The sequence below is a fragment of the Variovorax sp. SPNA7 genome (assembly GCF_033807855.1).
GTDB classification, from domain to species: Bacteria; Pseudomonadota; Gammaproteobacteria; order Burkholderiales; family Burkholderiaceae_C; genus Variovorax; species Variovorax beijingensis.
On the sequence record NZ_CP138513.1, the window covers coordinates 2,376,734 to 2,391,113 of the forward strand.

Here is a 14,380-nt window from a genome sequence, read left to right on the forward strand (position 1 = left end):
AGGAACCGATGAGCAATCCCACCCAAGAAAAGTTCTCCGACGCGATCGACAGCGGCACGCTCGCCAAGCTCCAGGCCTGGCAAGGCCGCAGCGAAACGCTGGCCGACGACATCACCGCCGCCCCCGTGCGCGCACTCTCGGCCACGCTCGACCGCGACGACGCACCGCCCGCCGCCGGCACGCGCCTGCCCGAGCTCTGGCACTGGCTCTACTTCCTGCCGCACCATCGCCAGTCCGAGATCGGCGAGGACGGCCATGCGAAGCGCGGCGGCTTCCTGCCGCCCGTGCCGCTGCCGCGCCGCATGTGGGCCGGCGGCCGGCTGGCGTGGGAACGGGGCAATCCGCTGCAGGTGGGCGACAAGGTCGAGCGCACCTCGACCATCGCCTCGGTCACCCACAAGGTCGGCCGCACGGGCGAGCTGATGTTCGTGCTGGTGCGCCATGAAGTGCGCAACGAACGCGGCCTTGCGCTGACCGAGGAGCACGACATCGTCTACCGCGCCGCGGCCGCGCCCGGCGAGAAGGCGCCGCCGCCCACGCCGGCGCCGAAGGACGCCGCCTTCAGCCGCGAGATCGTGCCCGACGACGTGCTGCTGTTCCGCTATTCGGCGCTCACCTTCAACGGCCACCGCATCCACTACGACCGCCGCTACGTGACGCAGGTCGAGGGCTATCCGGGCCTGATCGTGCACGGCCCGCTGATCGCGACGCTGCTGGTGGACCTGCTGCGCCGCAACGTGCCGGGCGCGCAGCTCGCGCGCTTCGAGTTCCGCGCCGTGCGGCCGACCTTCGACATCGCGCCGTTCCGCGTGCATGGCAGGCCGGCCGAAGGCAGCACAGACGGCAAGACCTTCAGCCTCTGGGGCGAGGACGCCGATGGCTGGCTCACGATGCAGGCCACGGCCGTGCTCGCATGAAGAAAACGGAAAACAAGCCCATGACAAGACCCCTCGACGGCATCACCGTGGTTTCGCTCGAGCATGCGATTGCCGCGCCTTTCTGCACCCGGCAGCTGGCCGACCTTGGCGCCCGCGTCATCAAGGTGGAGCGCCCCGGCGCCGGCGATTTCGCGCGAGCCTACGATGCACGCGTGGGCGGCGAGGCCTCGCACTTCGTGTGGGTGAACCGCTCCAAGGAAAGCCTCACGCTCGACCTCAAGCAGCCCGACGCGCTCGCGGTGCTTCAGGCGCTGGTGGCCGAGGCCGACGTGCTGGTGCAGAACCTCGCGCCCGGCGCGGCCGCGCGCATGGGCCTGGGTGCCGAGGCGCTGCAGGCCTTGCATCCGCGGCTCATCGTCTGCGACATCTCGGGCTATGGCGACGACGGCCCCTACCGCGACAAGAAGGCCTACGACCTGCTGATCCAGAGCGAGGCTGGCTTTCTCTCGGTCACGGGCACGCCGGAGGATCCGTGCAAGTCGGGCAACTCCATCGCCGACATCGCGGCGGGCATGTACGCCTACACCGGCATCCTCGCGGCGCTGCTGCAGCGCGGCAAGACCGGCAAGGGCTCGCACATCGACGTCTCGATGCTCGAATCGCTCGCCGAGTGGATGGGCTACCCGATGTACTACGCCTACGAAGGCGCGCCGCCGCCGCCGCGCAGCGCCGCCTCGCACGCCACCATCTATCCCTACGGTCCGTTTCCCGCGGGCGACGGCGGCACGGTGATGCTGGGCCTGCAGAACGAGCGCGAATGGCGCGTGTTCTGCGAGAAGGTGCTGCTGCAGGCGGGGCTCGCCACCGACGCGCGCTTCGACAGCAATGCGCGGCGCAACGAGAACCGCGATGCGCTGCGCACGATCATCGTGGAGACCTTTGCCGCGCTCGGCACCGCGCAGGTGGTCGAGCGCCTCGATGCGGCGCAGATCGCCAATGCGCGCATGAACGACATGGCCGGGCTGTGGGCGCATCCGCAATTGCAGGCGCGCGAGCGCTGGCGGCAGGTGGGCTCGCCGGCCGGCGATATTCCGGCGCTGCTGCCGGCCGGCCGCCAGAGCGCCTTCGACTACCGCATGGATGCGATACCGGCCGTGGGCCAGCACACCGACGCCATCCTGCGCGGCCTCGGCCGCAGCGAGGCCGAGATTGCGGCGCTGCGCGAGGCGGGGGCGGTGTGAGCACGGCAGCGCTGCTCGCGCTGGCGCGCGCCTTTCTCTTCGTGCCGGCCGACCGGCCCGAGCGCCATGCGCGGGCGCTGGCCACCGGCGCGGGCGCTGTGATCGTCGACCTGGAGGACGCAGTGGCGCCCGAACGCAAGGCCGCGGCGCGCGAAGGCCTTGCGGCCTCGTTCGCCGCGCTGCCCGCCGCCGGCCGGCAGCGCCTGCTGGTGCGCATCAATGCCGCGGGCACGCCCTGGCACGAGGACGACCGCGCGGCCGTGGCCGGGCTGGTCTCGCAGGGGCTGATTGCGGGCGTGGTGCTGCCCAAGGCGGAGCGCGCCGGCGACCTGCGGCTGCTGGCCGAAGCCATCGGCCCTCGAGGCGTGCTCGTGCCGCTCGTCGAATCTGCGGCCGGGCTTGCGGCGGTCGATGAACTCGCGGCGGCGCCACAGGTGCTGCGGCTCGCCTTCGGCAATCTCGATTTCCAGGCCGACCTCTGGCTGGCCTGCGATGCGGACGAAGCCGAACTGGTGCCGGTGCGCCTCGCGCTGCTGCTGGCCTCGCGCCGCGCCGGGCTGGTCGCGCCCATCGACGGCGTGACAGCCGACTGGCGCGATGCGCAGTGCCTCGCCGCCGACACCGCACGCGCGCGCCGCGGCGGCTTCGGCGCCAAGCTGTGCATCCACCCCGACCAGGTCGCGCCGGTGCAGGCCGCGCTCGGCCCGAGCGACGGCGAGCTCGCATGGGCACGCCGCGTGATCGACGCCGTGCGGTCGGCCGGCGGCGGCGTCGTCAGCCTCGACGGCCGCATGGTCGACGCGCCGGTGGTGCGCCTGGCCGAACGGCTGGTGGCGCTCGCTGCAGAACAAGACAGGCATCCAACAACCCAGGAGACAAGCAAGTGAATCTGAAGAAGAACTGGAAGGCCAGCACGCTACTGGCCGCATCGCTGGGCGCAGGCCTGCTGGCTGCGCAAACTCAGGCCGTGGCGCAGGCGCCCTGGCCCGAAAAAACCATCACCATGGTCGTGCCGTACTCGGCCGGCGGCCCCACCGACGTGGTCGCGCGCATGCTCGCGATTCCCATGGGCAAGTCGCTCGGGCAGACCGTGATCGTCGAGAACACCGTGGGTGCGGGCGGCACCATCGCGCCCGCGCGCGTGGCCAAGGCGGCGCCCAACGGCTACACCATCCTGATCCACCACATGGGCATGGCCACCGCGCCCGCGCTCTACAAGAAGCTCAACTACGATCCGCTGAAGGACTTCGAATACGTGGGCCAGGTGATGGACGTGCCCATGACCCTGCTCTCGCGCAAGGACTTTCCGGCCAGCAACTTCCAGGAACTGCTGGCCTACGTGAAGACGAACAAGGACAAGGTCACGCTTGCCAACGCCGGCATCGGCGCGGTGTCGCAGCTGTGCGGCATGCTCTTCGCGCACCAGATCGGGGTGCAGCTCACCACCGTGCCCTACAAGGGCGCCGGCCCGGCGCTCAACGACCTGATGGGCGGGCAGGTCGACCTGCTGTGCGACCAGACCACGCAGACCGCGCCGGTCATCAAGGACGGCAACCGCGTCAAGGTGTTCGGCGTGACCACGCCGAAGCGGCTGTCCAGCATGCCGAACATTCCCACGCTCGACGAGCAGGGCCTGAAGGGTTTCGACGTGAAGGTGTGGCATGGCATCTACGCGCCCAAGGGCACGCCGCCGGCCGTGATGGAAAAGCTCAACACGGCCCTGCGCGCCGCGCTGCAGGACGACATGGTCAAGCACCGCTTCGCCGAACTGAGCACCGAGGCCGTGCCGATGGACAAGGTGACGCCCGAAGCGCTGCGCACCCACCTGGCGGCCGAGACCGAGAAGTGGGGGAAGGTGATCCGGGCGGCGGGGGTGCAGGCGGATTAGCACGGGTGAGCGATCCTCGGTCTGCCGGCCGCAGACGGATGCTCAAGCGCCGGCCGGCGGCTTCTTCGGCTTCATGCGCGTGACCTTGTACACAGCGCCTTCCTTGTCGTACGTCGTCCATTCGCCGGTCTGTTCGCCGTTCTCGAAATGGCCGGAGCGCATCCGGGTTCCGTCGCTGCGGAACCATTCCCAATAGCCCGTCAGGACACCCTCAGGCGTCTTCTGCCCGCGCGCCCAGACGCTGCCGTCCTTGTGGTACTGCACATATGGTTGGGTGGTCGGTTTCTTCATCGGCACCTCGTTGTTCAGCCGGGTGTTCCTGAATGGGCCAGCAGCGTCTCGTGGAACAGCAGGAGCAGCTGTCGCGCAAAGACGTCCATGTTCGACACGCGGTCCGCATCGGCGGTTTCGATCGTCCTGCTCGCCGCGATCTCTCCGGCGATGGCCACGCACACATGTCCCGGCGCGTCGCCGTAGGGACTGCCGGAAGGGCCGGCCGCGCCGCTCTCGGCGATTCCCCAGGTGGCGCGGTGGCTGCCCCGGATCCTGCCTGCAATGAAGCTGGCGTAGGGTTCGGTTTCCGCGCGCATGCCGGCCATGTCTTCGGTCGTCAGCCCCAGCAGCGCTTTTCCGGCCCGGCGCGAATAGACGACCGCGCCGCCGAGGAAAAAAGCCGAGGCACCCGGAATGGCGAGCAGGGCGGCCGACACCAGGCCGCCGGCCGAGGATTCGGCCACGGCCACCGTCTGGCGCCGCTCGCGGAGGAGGGCGCCGACACGGGCGGCGAGCACGGAAAGCGGCTCGAGACCGGCGGTGTCAGACATGGGGACGTCGCCTGGCGATTTCGAAATTCATACTTTCGGATTCCTTGAAAACAAAAGGCCGTACAGGGACGGGGACGGACTTATGCCATATGGTTGCAGATGCGGCCGCGCCGTGACAGCTGGTTGCAAGCTCGGCTCAGTGTTTTCCTCAGAGTTCGACGGCTTGAAACTCGCTAGAGTGAAGGCGGCCGTTCAGGCTTTTCGCACACATCAAGGAAAAATTCATGAGCAAGAAAGTTGCATATGTCACCGGAGGCATGGGTGGCATCGGAACAGCCATCTGCCAGCGCCTTCACAAGGACGGCTTCACTGTCGTCGCAGGCTGCGGCCCCACGCGCGACCATGCCAAATGGCTGGCCGAGCAGAAGGCCCTGGGCTTCGAGTTCCACGCCTCGGTCGGCAACGTCGGCGACTGGCAATCCACCGTCGAGGCCTTTTCTGCCGCCAAGGCAGCGCATGGCCCCATCGACGTGCTGGTCAACAACGCCGGCATCACGCGGGACCGCATGTTCCTGAAAATGACGCCCGAGGACTGGAGTGCGGTCATCGAGACCAACCTCAACAGCATGTTCAACGTCACCAAGCAGGTGGTGGGCGACATGGTCGAAAAGGGCTGGGGCCGCATCATCAACATCAGTTCGGTCAACGGCGCCAAGGGCCAGGCGGGGCAAACCAACTACTCGGCGGCCAAGGCCGGCATGCACGGCTTCACGATGGCGCTGGCGCAGGAACTGGCGAGCAAGGGCGTCACGGTCAACACGGTGAGCCCGGGCTACATCGGCACCGACATGGTCAAGGCCATCCGCCAGGAAGTGCTCGACAAGATCGTGGCCACCATTCCGGTCAAGCGCCTGGGCGAGCCGAGCGAGATTGCTTCCATCATCGCGTGGCTCGCCACCGACGAGGGCGGCTACAGCACGGGCGCCGATTTCTCGGTCAACGGCGGACTGCACATGCATTGATCACCCTGACGGGAAGCTGATCGAAAAGACCCGCCTCGGCGGGTTTTTTCATGTCTGCGATGTGGCTTCTACGAATGGAAAGCGGCCGATTCGGTTCTACAGTTTCGAACCTTTCCGGAGGCAACATGGCAGACACAACAATCACACCCACCAGAAAGCTCCCGCTCTACCGCTCGCTCTACGTGCAGGTGATCACGGCTGTGATCATCGGCGTGCTGCTCGGCCACTTCCATCCCGCGCTCGGCGAGGCCATGAAGCCGCTGGGCGACGGCTTCATCAAGCTCATCAAGATGATCATCGCGCCGATCATCTTCTGCACGGTGGTGGTGGGCATCGCGGGCATGGAAGACATGAAGAAGGTCGGCAAGACCGGCGGCCTGGCGCTCCTGTACTTCGAGATCGTGAGCTCCATCGCGCTGGTGGTGGGCCTTGTGCTGGTCAACCTGCTCAAGCCCGGCGCGGGCATGAACATCGACCCGTCCACGCTCGACACCAAGGCGCTCGCGTCCTACACCGGTCCGGGCAAGATGACGGGGACGGTCGACTTCCTGCTCAACGTCATTCCCGGCACGGTGGTCGATGCCTTCGCCAAGGGCGAGATCCTGCAGGTGCTGCTGATCGCGGTGCTGTTCGGCTTTGCACTGCACCGCTTCGGCGGGCGCGGTACGCTGGTGTTCGACGTGATCGAGAAGGGCTCGCACGTGCTCTTCGTGATCGTCGGCTACATCATGAAGCTGGCGCCCATCGGCGCCTTCGGCGCGATGGCCTTCACCATCGGCAAGTACGGCCTGGGCAGCCTGTTCTCGCTCGGCAAGCTGATGGGTACCTTCTACCTGACCTGCCTGCTGTTCATCTTCGTGGTGCTGGGGCTCATTGCGCGCTTCCACGGGTTCAGCATCTGGAAGTTCATCAAGTACATCAAGGAAGAGCTGCTGATCGTGCTGGGCACCTCGTCCTCCGAGTCGGTGCTGCCGCGCATGATGGAGAAGATGGAGAACCTGGGCGCCAACAAGGCCTGCGTGGGCCTGGTGATTCCCACCGGCTACTCGTTCAACCTGGACGGAACCTCCATCTACCTGACGATGGCGGCGGTGTTCATTGCGCAGGCCACCAACACGCCGATGACGCTGACCCAGGAGATCACGCTGCTGGCCGTGCTGCTGCTCACTTCGAAGGGCGCGGCGGGCGTCACGGGCAGCGGCTTCATCGTGCTGGCGGCCACGCTGTCGGCCGTCGGCCACGTGCCGGTGGCGGGCCTGGCGCTGATCCTGGGCATCGACCGCTTCATGTCCGAGGCGCGCGCGCTGACCAACCTGATCGGCAACGGCGTGGCCACCATCGTGGTGGCCAAGTGGACCAACGAGCTCGACACCGAGCGGCTGCGGGCCGGGCTCGACAACGAGAACTGGGTGGAGTCGCAGGAGCCCGAAGTGCTCGAAGGCGCGCGCATCAGCAAGATGGCCGACTGACGATGCCCGTGTGAAACCAGAGGGGCGCATCGTTCCTGCAAAATGGAGCAATGCCCCACAGCGTTTCCCTGATCAACACGATTGCCGCCGGCCTGGGGCTGGCGCTCGTGCTGGGTTTCCTGGCGCTGCGGCTGCGGCTGCCGGCGCTGGTGGGCTACCTGCTCGCGGGCGTGATCATCGGGCCCTTCACGCCGGGTTTCGTGGCCGATGCGGGCATTGCGGCGCAGCTGGCCGAGATCGGCGTGATGCTGCTGATGTTCGGCGTGGGCCTGCATTTTTCGCTCGACGACCTGCTGGCCGTGCGCAAGATCGCGCTGCCGGGTGCGCTCGCGCAGATCGCGGTGGCCACGCTGCTGGGCGGTGCGCTGGCGCTCTGGTGGGGCTGGTCATGGGGCCAGGCGCTGGTCTTCGGGCTGGCGCTGTCGGTGGCGAGCACGGTCGTGCTGCTGCGCGCGCTCGAGAGCCTGGGCATTCTCGATTCGTTCACCGGGCGCATCGCGGTCGGCTGGCTGGTGGTCGAGGACCTGGCCATGGTGCTGGTCCTCGTGCTGATGCCGCCGCTCGCGGGGGCGCTGGGCGGCCACGCGGGCGATTCGGCCAACGCCGATCCGCTGTGGCAGACGCTCGGCGTCACGCTGCTGCAGGTGGGCGGGTTCGTGGCGCTGATGCTGGTGGTGGGGCGGCGCGCGTTTCCATGGATTCTCTGGCAGGTCACGCGCACCGGCTCGCGCGAGCTGTTCACGCTGTGCGTGATCGCGGCCGCGGTCAGCATCGCCTTTGCGTCGGCGGCGCTGTTCGGCGTGTCGTTTGCGCTGGGCGCTTTCTTCGCGGGCATGGTGATGCGCGAATCCGAATTCAGCCACCGCGCGGCGCAGGAATCGCTGCCGCTGCGCGATGCCTTCGCGGTGCTGTTCTTCGTGTCGGTGGGCATGCTCTTCGATCCCTCGGTGCTCATCGAGCGGCCGCTGCAGGTGCTGGCGGTGGTGGGCGTGATCGTGCTGGGCAAGTCGCTGGCCGCCTGCGCGCTGGTGCTGGCGTTCCGCTATCCGCTGGGCACGGCGCTCACCGTGAGCGCGAGCCTCGCGCAGATCGGGGAGTTTTCGTTCATTCTTGCGGGGCTCGGCGTCTCGCTCGGCCTGCTGCCGGTGGAAGGCCAGAGCCTGATCCTGGCCGGTGCGCTGATTTCCATTGCCACCAATCCACTGTGGTTCAGCCTGGTCGCGCCGGTGGAGAAATGGCTGCATGGCCGCTTCCCGGTGGCGCGCGGCCTCGAGTCGCACGACCATCCGCTGGCCGAACTGCCGACCAGCACCGAAGCCCGGTACCTGTCCAGGCAGGTGGTGCTCGTGGGCTACGGCCGCGTCGGGCGCCGCATCGCATCGGAGCTGGAGGCGCACGACATTCCCTACGTGGTGGCGGAGCAGAACCGCGAACTGGTGGAGAAGCTGCGCGAGGCTGGCGTTGCGGCCGTCTGGGGCGACGCGGCCGATCCGGCCGTGTTGATCCAGGCGCACATCGCGCGCGCCCGCGTGCTGGTGGTGGCCATACCGGACGCCATGAACGTGCGGCAGATGATGGAGACCGCCCGCACCCTCAATCCGGCCATCGAAACCGTGATCCGCAGCCACAACGAAGAGGAGGCCGGGCTGCTGACGCGCGAGATGGCCGCCACGGTCTTCCTGGGCGAACAGGAACTCGCGCAGGCCATGGCACGCGACGTGGTGCGGCGCGCAGCGGCGGCTGCCTGAGCCGCCAATCGGCAGGGGAATTCAGAGGTCTTCGATGACCAGCGTGCGATAGCGCTGCGCGATCGAATAGGGCACGGTGCGCACCACCTCCATCAGGTGGTTGGCTGCTTCTTCATTCTTGGTCCTGACCAGCAGGCCGGTGTGGCCTTCGCGCGCCAGCTTGGTGTAGGCGCGCACGGTGGCCGCGTCGGTGCCGGCCGAAGGCAGCGGCTCGTCGGCCTCCCTCACGGTGGGTGTGATCTCCTCCAGGATCGTGGCCGCGGGAAGCAGGTAGATCTCGTCGCCGCTCACGCCGTTCTCGATCAGTTTGTGACCGATGCGGTTGGCGTCTTCCGCGCTTGGAAACATCACCATCGAATAGCCTGTGGGGTAGAAGGCGCCGCCGATGCTCGAGCGCATGCGCGGCTCCAGAACGAAATTCTTCATGATGCTGCCTCCTGGTGATGCAGTTCTTTGCCCACCACACTAGGCCCGCGGCCGCCCGCCTGCTGTAGGCCTGCTCCCCGAAATTCCGCAGGCTGGGCGCGCCAGCCGCCCCATGCCGGTGCCGTCGGCTCGGCCTGCTCCTGTACACTGGCACCCTCATGCCGTGCCAATCCTTCCCCGCCACCGTCTGCGCAGCCTCCATGGCACGCATGATGCCGCCTGCCTTCGCGCGGGCGGAGGGGTCATTGGTTGCACGAATGATTACCACCATTACCACCGCGGCCACCTGAGCACGCGCAGGTGGCCGTTTCGGCAGCCACCTGGTGTATCGCTCTTCTTCCCGAATGAATGAAACCCAGCTCTGGCAGCTGGGTTTCTTGTTTTTCATCCGGAGATGTCCATGTACCGCGATCCCGTCCAGTCCCTCGAACCCCTGCCCAGCCGCCCCGCGGCCATTCGTGCGCTGCGCGTGGGCATGATCGGCATCGGCACCGTCGGCTCCGGCACATTCCGGGTGCTGGCGCGCAACCAGGCCGAGATCGCGGGCCGGGCGGGCCGGCCCATCGAGCTGGTGATGGTGGCCGCGCGCAACCTGGTGCGCGCCGCCGCCATCGTGGGCGCGGATGTTCCGTTGACGGACGATCCGCTGCGCGTCGCCACCCACCCCGACGTCGACGTGGTGGTCGAAGTGGCCGGCGGCACCGGACCGGCGCGCGAATGGGTGCTGGCCGCCATCGCGCACGGCAAGCATGTGGTCACGGCCAACAAGGCCCTGCTCGCGGTGCATGGCGCCGAGATCTTTGCCGCGGCCCGGCGGCATGGGGTGGCCGTGGCCTACGAAGGCGCGGTGGCGGTGAGCATTCCCATCGTCAAGGCGCTGCGCGAAGGCCTTGCGGCCAACCGCATCGAATGGGTGGCGGGCATCATCAACGGCACCACCAACTTCATCCTGAGCAAGATGCGCGATGAAGGCCTGGACTTCGCAGCCGCGCTCGCGCAGGCCCAGGCGCTGGGCTATGCCGAGGCCGATCCGGCCTTCGACATCGAAGGCATCGATGCCGCGCACAAGCTCACGCTGCTGGCCGCCAATGCCTTCGGCACGTCCGTGCGGCTGGCCGATGTGCAGGTGCAAGGCATCACGGCACTCGAGCGGGTGGACGTGGCCTGCGCCGGGCAGCTGGGCTACCGCATCAAGCTGCTGGGCGTGGCGCGGCGCCGGGAGGAGGGCGTGGAACTGCGCGTGCAGCCCGCGCTGGTGCCTGCGTCGCACCTGCTGGCGCATGTGAACGGGTCGATGAACGCCGTCATGGTCAAGGGCGATGCGGCCGGCGTGACGATGTACTACGGCGCGGGCGCCGGCTCCGAACAGACCGCATCGGCGGTGATTGCCGACCTGGTCGATGTGGCGCGGCTCGACGGCACCCATGCCGCGGAGCGCGTGCCGCACCTCGGCTTCCATGCGCACGCCATGAGCGAACTCCCGGTGCTGCCCCGCGCGGCCGCGTGCTGTGCGCACTACCTGCGCATCCCCGTGCATGCCGCGAGCCAGATCGAGGCGGTGTCGGGCTGGCTGGCGGGGCAGCAGGTGCCGGTGCAGCAGGTGGCGCTGGCGGCTGCGCAGCCCGGCATGGGTGCGCAGGTGCTGGTGCTGACGCAGCCGGTGCGGCAGGGCGAGATGGACCTGGCGCTGCATGCGCTGCAGGCGCATCCCTCGGTCGCGGGAAAGGCCACGACCCTGTGCGTGGAGGGGCTGGCCTGAGACAGAATGCGGCACGCCGTGCGTTGGCGCGGCCGATGAAACGGGAGTTGCTGCAATGGATTTCGCCTGGAATGGTGGCCTTCGAGGACACGGCGGGGGCTGCGGATGAAACCCTGGCCATGGATCGTCGTGCTGGCGCTGGCCTCACCTGCATTCGCACAACCCGCGGAGACGGGGGAGGGCGCATCTACCGCTTCTTCATCCTGCGAAGCGGAGGAAGCCGCACTGGAGCGCGACATGGACCTGGCCCGCTCCAGGGGCCAGATGCTGCGCCGCCGGCAGCTCGCCGAGAACCTGGACGCACTGCGGGCGCGGTGCCGGGCGTCCGAACCGCCGCAAAGCCGCGCGGCGCGCATCGACAGGCTGGAGCGCGACATCCGCGCGCTGCGGGCGGAGCTCGAGCATGCCGAGACGCAGCTGCGTGAGCTGAAGAACGAGCGGCCCTGACGGCCCGCTGCCGTCAGGGCCTCGGCAGTTGCATGCGCAGGCGCCGCGCCGCTTCCTCTTCGCGCGCGTCGTCCACCTCGCGCAGCACGTTGCCCAGGTCGACGGGACCGGTGTCGCGCGCATGCGTGCCGGTCAGCACCGATTCGACGCGCAGCAGGCCGCGCTCGTACAGGTGCCAGATCTCGTCGCCGTAGTGCGTGCCCAGCAGCTCCGGCGCGAACTGGCCGAAGAAGTTGCGCAGGTTCTCCACGTCGCGCAGCAGCATGCGCTTTGCGTGGTTGTTGCCCGCCGCATCCACCGCCTGCGGCAGGTCGATCACCACCGGGCCGTCGGCCGCCAGCAGCACGTTGAATTCCGAGAGGTCGCCGTGCACCACGCCCGCGCACAGCATGCGCACCACCTCCTTCAGCAGGCTGGCGTGGTGCTGCACGGCTTCTTCGCGCGTGAACGCCACGTCGTTCAGGCGCGGGGCCGCATCGCCATTGGCGTCGGTCACCAGCTCCATCAGCAGCACGCCTTCGAGGAAGTTGTAGGGAACGGGCACGCGCACGCCGGCCGCCGCCAGGCGGTAGAGCGCATCGACCTCGGCGCTTTGCCAGATGGCCTCGGTCACCTGGCGGCCGAAGCGCGTGCCCTTGGCCATGGCGCGCGTCTCGCGCGAATTGCGCACGCGGCGGTTTTCGGTGTAGTCGACGGCCTGGCGGAAGCTGCGCTTGTCGGCTTCCTTGTAGACCTTGGCGCAGCGCGTTTCCTCGCCGCAGCGCACCACGTAGACCATGGCTTCCTTGCCGCTCATCAGCTGGCGTACCACCGTGTCGATCAGGCCTTCGTCGACCAGCGACTGCAGTCGTGGTGGTGCTTTCATTGGTACCGCTCCATCGGGTCCAGCGGGCGGGTCGAGAGGAAGGCCCTCAGGCTTTCCGGGCCGATCTGGTAGACCCCGATCATGCCTGCGTTGCGCAAATGGCCTTGCCGTGCTCCGTGAAGTGGCGGGCTCCGCAGGCCGGCCGCTAGCAGCTTTCGCGCATCGCTTCAAAGCGCGGCCGGCTGTTTCCACACCGCGATTACCGGGATTGCGTGCGCCATGAGGTTGTACCTGGATGCCATCGCAAAATTGATTTCACGGACCAGCCCAAAAAGCAAGAACGGTTCGCAGCCTCCCTCCATCCAATCAATCATTGAATCGAAGGAAATCCGAATGACTCTCTCCAGCTCCAGCTCCAGACACAGTTCCAAGTTCCTCAGTGCCGCCGCACTGGCCCTCGCAGCCGCCGCCGGCGCCGCCCATGCCGAAACCTATGAAGGCGTCCATCCCCTCACCACCGCCGAGAGCCGCGCCGATGTGGCGGCAGGGGCCGTGGTGGCTGCGCGCATTGGCAATCCCTATGCCACGGGTGTCGATGCAGGCCCGATGCATCCGCCGGTCGCCCAGAACAGCCGCGACGCGGTGCGTGCCGAAGCAGTGGCCGCCGCCCGCGCGCCCGACCCTTACGCCGAAGGTGCCTCGTCGGGCACTGCGCCGATCGTCGCCGGTGCGGTGGACCGCGCGACGGTGCGGGCCGAAGCCTATGCCGCCGCACGCGGCAATGCGCTGCCGCTCTAATTGCAGAAAGGCAAGAAGCCGGGCCTGCGAAAGCGGGTCCGGCTTTTTTGCGTGGAGCGCCGGCCTGCGCAGCACCCGGCCGATGTAAGGTTGCGGGCCCAAGCAGAGATCGAACATGAACAAGAAGAGCAAGCTCGCCGCATTCCTCCTCGCCTGCGCATCGGCGATGGCCGCCTCCGCCCAGGAGTGGCCGACGAAGCCCGTGCGCATGATCGTTCCCGCGCCCGCCGGCAGTTCGCTGGACCTGATCGCGCGCACGCTGGCCGACCGGCTGCGTCCCATGTGGAAGCAGCCCATCGTGATCGAGACCAAGGCCGGCGCGGGCGGCCTGATCGGCATGGACGCCGTGGCCAAGGCGCCGAACGACGGCCATACGCTGGGCATCGGTTTCAATGGGCCGATCGCCTTCGGCCCCTACATGTACAGCCGCATGCCGTATGCGCCCGCGCGCGACCTGGTGCCGATCGTGCTCACCACCTCGCAGCCCAACGTGCTGGCGGTGCAGGCCGCCAACCCTGCAAATACCCTGCCGGAATTCGTGGCGTGGGCCAGGAAGCAGGGCCACCCGTTCAGCTATGCGTCGGTGGGCGCGGGGAGTTCCTCGCACCTGACGATGGAACTGTTCCGCAGCGTTGCCGGCATCGAGGCGGTGCACGTGCCCTATGCCGGATCGCCGCCGGCGGGCCTCTCGGTGGCGGCCGGCGACACGCAGGCGCTGTTCACCGTGGCGCCGGCGCTGCTGCCGCTCGTCCAGGGCAAGCGCATCAAGCTGCTCGCAGTCACGAGCGCGAAGCGCCCCGATCTCATGAAGGACCTGCCCACGGTGGCGGAGTCGGGCTATCCGGGCTTCGAGGCGCTGGCCTGGAACGGCCTCTTCACCGCGAGCGGCACGCCGCCCGATGTCGTTCGCCGCATCAATGCCGATGTGAACACGGTGCTGCAGGAGCCGGCGGTGCGCGAACTGCTGGCCAACCAGGGCCTGGTGGCGGGCGGCGGGTCTGCCGAAGATTTCAGGTCGTTCATCGACAGCGAGGGCCGCAAGTGGGGCGCGATCATCGCCAGGCGCGGCATCCGGCTCGACCAGTGAGTTTTTCGGATGATCTGAAATCCAGATCAATTGATCCGAATTTTCGAT

At 68.0% G+C, this 14,380-nt stretch carries 15 protein-coding genes; 11 read left to right on the plus strand and 4 right to left on the minus strand.

The window, feature by feature from the left end:
* Positions 1–8 precede the first annotated feature (8 nt).
* From RZE77_RS11005 to RZE77_RS11020, 4 genes are read left to right on the plus strand one after another with little or no spacing between them, the layout of a single operon-like run.
* Positions 9–917, plus strand: a complete 909-nt coding sequence (locus tag RZE77_RS11005) for an HTD2 family dehydratase (protein ID WP_319441863.1) — start codon at positions 9–11, stop codon at positions 915–917.
* 20 nt (positions 918–937) lie between these two features.
* Positions 938–2,119: a CaiB/BaiF CoA transferase family protein gene (locus RZE77_RS11010; protein WP_319441864.1), complete on the plus strand. Its 1,182-nt coding sequence runs from the start codon at positions 938–940 to the stop codon at positions 2,117–2,119.
* On the plus strand, positions 2,116–3,006 hold the full coding sequence (locus RZE77_RS11015) for an HpcH/HpaI aldolase/citrate lyase family protein (protein ID WP_319441865.1): 891 nt from the start codon (positions 2,116–2,118) through the stop codon (positions 3,004–3,006). Before RZE77_RS11010 ends, RZE77_RS11015 begins: the two co-directional genes overlap by 4 nt.
* Positions 3,003–4,007, plus strand: coding sequence for a tripartite tricarboxylate transporter substrate-binding protein (locus RZE77_RS11020; protein ID WP_319441866.1), 1,005 nt, complete (start codon positions 3,003–3,005; stop codon positions 4,005–4,007). Before RZE77_RS11015 ends, RZE77_RS11020 begins: the two co-directional genes overlap by 4 nt.
* A gap of 42 nt (positions 4,008–4,049) precedes the next feature.
* On the opposite strand, the gene RZE77_RS11025 is transcribed toward RZE77_RS11020, so the two are convergent.
* Positions 4,050–4,298 (minus strand): toxin-antitoxin system YwqK family antitoxin, encoded by a 249-nt coding sequence (locus RZE77_RS11025; RefSeq protein ID WP_319441867.1) that lies wholly within the window; start codon positions 4,296–4,298, stop codon positions 4,050–4,052.
* Between the two features lie 14 nt (positions 4,299–4,312).
* Positions 4,313–4,831, minus strand: coding sequence for a CinA family protein (locus tag RZE77_RS11030; RefSeq protein WP_319441868.1), 519 nt, complete (start codon positions 4,829–4,831; stop codon positions 4,313–4,315).
* 224 nt (positions 4,832–5,055) lie between these two features.
* Between RZE77_RS11030 and phbB the strand changes: the two genes are divergently transcribed.
* The 3 genes from phbB (at position 5,056) to ybaL (ending at position 9,010) form a co-directional block, all read left to right on the plus strand.
* Positions 5,056–5,793, plus strand: coding sequence for an acetoacetyl-CoA reductase (gene phbB, locus RZE77_RS11035; RefSeq protein ID WP_012747162.1), 738 nt, complete (start codon positions 5,056–5,058; stop codon positions 5,791–5,793).
* A gap of 125 nt (positions 5,794–5,918) precedes the next feature.
* Positions 5,919–7,262 carry a dicarboxylate/amino acid:cation symporter gene (locus RZE77_RS11040; protein WP_319441869.1) on the plus strand — a complete coding sequence of 448 codons (1,344 nt, stop codon included), beginning with the start codon at positions 5,919–5,921 and terminating at the stop codon, positions 7,260–7,262.
* A gap of 50 nt (positions 7,263–7,312) precedes the next feature.
* A complete protein-coding gene (gene ybaL, locus RZE77_RS11045; RefSeq protein WP_319441870.1) occupies positions 7,313–9,010 on the plus strand; it encodes a cation:proton antiporter domain-containing protein in 1,698 nt (565 codons plus the stop codon).
* A gap of 21 nt (positions 9,011–9,031) precedes the next feature.
* Here ybaL and RZE77_RS11050 read toward each other — a convergent pair whose 3' ends face one another.
* Complete coding sequence (locus RZE77_RS11050; protein ID WP_319441871.1) at positions 9,032–9,436, minus strand: hypothetical protein; 405 nt, start codon at positions 9,434–9,436, stop codon at positions 9,032–9,034.
* 400 nt (positions 9,437–9,836) lie between these two features.
* Here RZE77_RS11050 and RZE77_RS11055 point away from each other — a divergent pair, with 400 nt between their 5' ends.
* Together RZE77_RS11055 and RZE77_RS11060 are read left to right on the plus strand one after the other, a co-directional pair.
* Entirely contained in the window at positions 9,837–11,195 is a 1,359-nt protein-coding gene (locus RZE77_RS11055; RefSeq protein ID WP_319441872.1) for a homoserine dehydrogenase, read from the plus strand.
* Positions 11,196–11,300: 105 nt separating this feature from the next.
* Positions 11,301–11,642 (plus strand): DUF1090 family protein, encoded by a 342-nt coding sequence (locus RZE77_RS11060; protein WP_319441873.1) that lies wholly within the window; start codon positions 11,301–11,303, stop codon positions 11,640–11,642.
* Between the two features lie 13 nt (positions 11,643–11,655).
* Here RZE77_RS11060 and RZE77_RS11065 read toward each other — a convergent pair whose 3' ends face one another.
* Positions 11,656–12,507: a PA4780 family RIO1-like protein kinase gene (locus RZE77_RS11065; RefSeq protein ID WP_319441874.1), complete on the minus strand. Its 852-nt coding sequence runs from the start codon at positions 12,505–12,507 to the stop codon at positions 11,656–11,658.
* 333 nt (positions 12,508–12,840) lie between these two features.
* Between RZE77_RS11065 and RZE77_RS11070 the strand changes: the two genes are divergently transcribed.
* Together RZE77_RS11070 and RZE77_RS11075 are read left to right on the plus strand one after the other, a co-directional pair.
* A complete protein-coding gene (locus tag RZE77_RS11070) occupies positions 12,841–13,245 on the plus strand; it encodes a helicase SNF2 (protein WP_319441875.1) in 405 nt (134 codons plus the stop codon).
* 115 nt (positions 13,246–13,360) lie between these two features.
* A complete protein-coding gene (locus RZE77_RS11075) occupies positions 13,361–14,332 on the plus strand; it encodes a Bug family tripartite tricarboxylate transporter substrate binding protein (protein WP_319441876.1) in 972 nt (323 codons plus the stop codon).
* Positions 14,333–14,380 lie beyond the last annotated feature (48 nt).

Bases quoted from the DNA above. Each gene is read 5' to 3' on its own strand.
- RZE77_RS11060 (WP_319441873.1), top strand. From the start codon at position 11,301: ATGAAACCCTGGCCATGGATCGTCGTGCTGGCGCTGGCCTCACCTGCA.
- RZE77_RS11030 (WP_319441868.1), bottom strand. From the start codon at position 4,831: ATGTCTGACACCGCCGGTCTCGAGCCGCTTTCCGTGCTCGCCGCCCGT.
- RZE77_RS11070 (WP_319441875.1), top strand. From the start codon at position 12,841: ATGACTCTCTCCAGCTCCAGCTCCAGACACAGTTCCAAGTTCCTCAGT.
- RZE77_RS11025 (WP_319441867.1), bottom strand. From the start codon at position 4,298: ATGAAGAAACCGACCACCCAACCATATGTGCAGTACCACAAGGACGGC.
- RZE77_RS11005 (WP_319441863.1), top strand. From the start codon at position 9: ATGAGCAATCCCACCCAAGAAAAGTTCTCCGACGCGATCGACAGCGGC.
- RZE77_RS11040 (WP_319441869.1), top strand. From the start codon at position 5,919: ATGGCAGACACAACAATCACACCCACCAGAAAGCTCCCGCTCTACCGC.
- ybaL (WP_319441870.1), top strand. From the start codon at position 7,313: ATGCCCCACAGCGTTTCCCTGATCAACACGATTGCCGCCGGCCTGGGG.
- RZE77_RS11055 (WP_319441872.1), top strand. From the start codon at position 9,837: ATGTACCGCGATCCCGTCCAGTCCCTCGAACCCCTGCCCAGCCGCCCC.
- RZE77_RS11065 (WP_319441874.1), bottom strand. From the start codon at position 12,507: ATGAAAGCACCACCACGACTGCAGTCGCTGGTCGACGAAGGCCTGATC.
- RZE77_RS11050 (WP_319441871.1), bottom strand. From the start codon at position 9,436: ATGAAGAATTTCGTTCTGGAGCCGCGCATGCGCTCGAGCATCGGCGGC.
- RZE77_RS11010 (WP_319441864.1), top strand. From the start codon at position 938: ATGACAAGACCCCTCGACGGCATCACCGTGGTTTCGCTCGAGCATGCG.
- phbB (WP_012747162.1), top strand. From the start codon at position 5,056: ATGAGCAAGAAAGTTGCATATGTCACCGGAGGCATGGGTGGCATCGGA.
- RZE77_RS11075 (WP_319441876.1), top strand. From the start codon at position 13,361: ATGAACAAGAAGAGCAAGCTCGCCGCATTCCTCCTCGCCTGCGCATCG.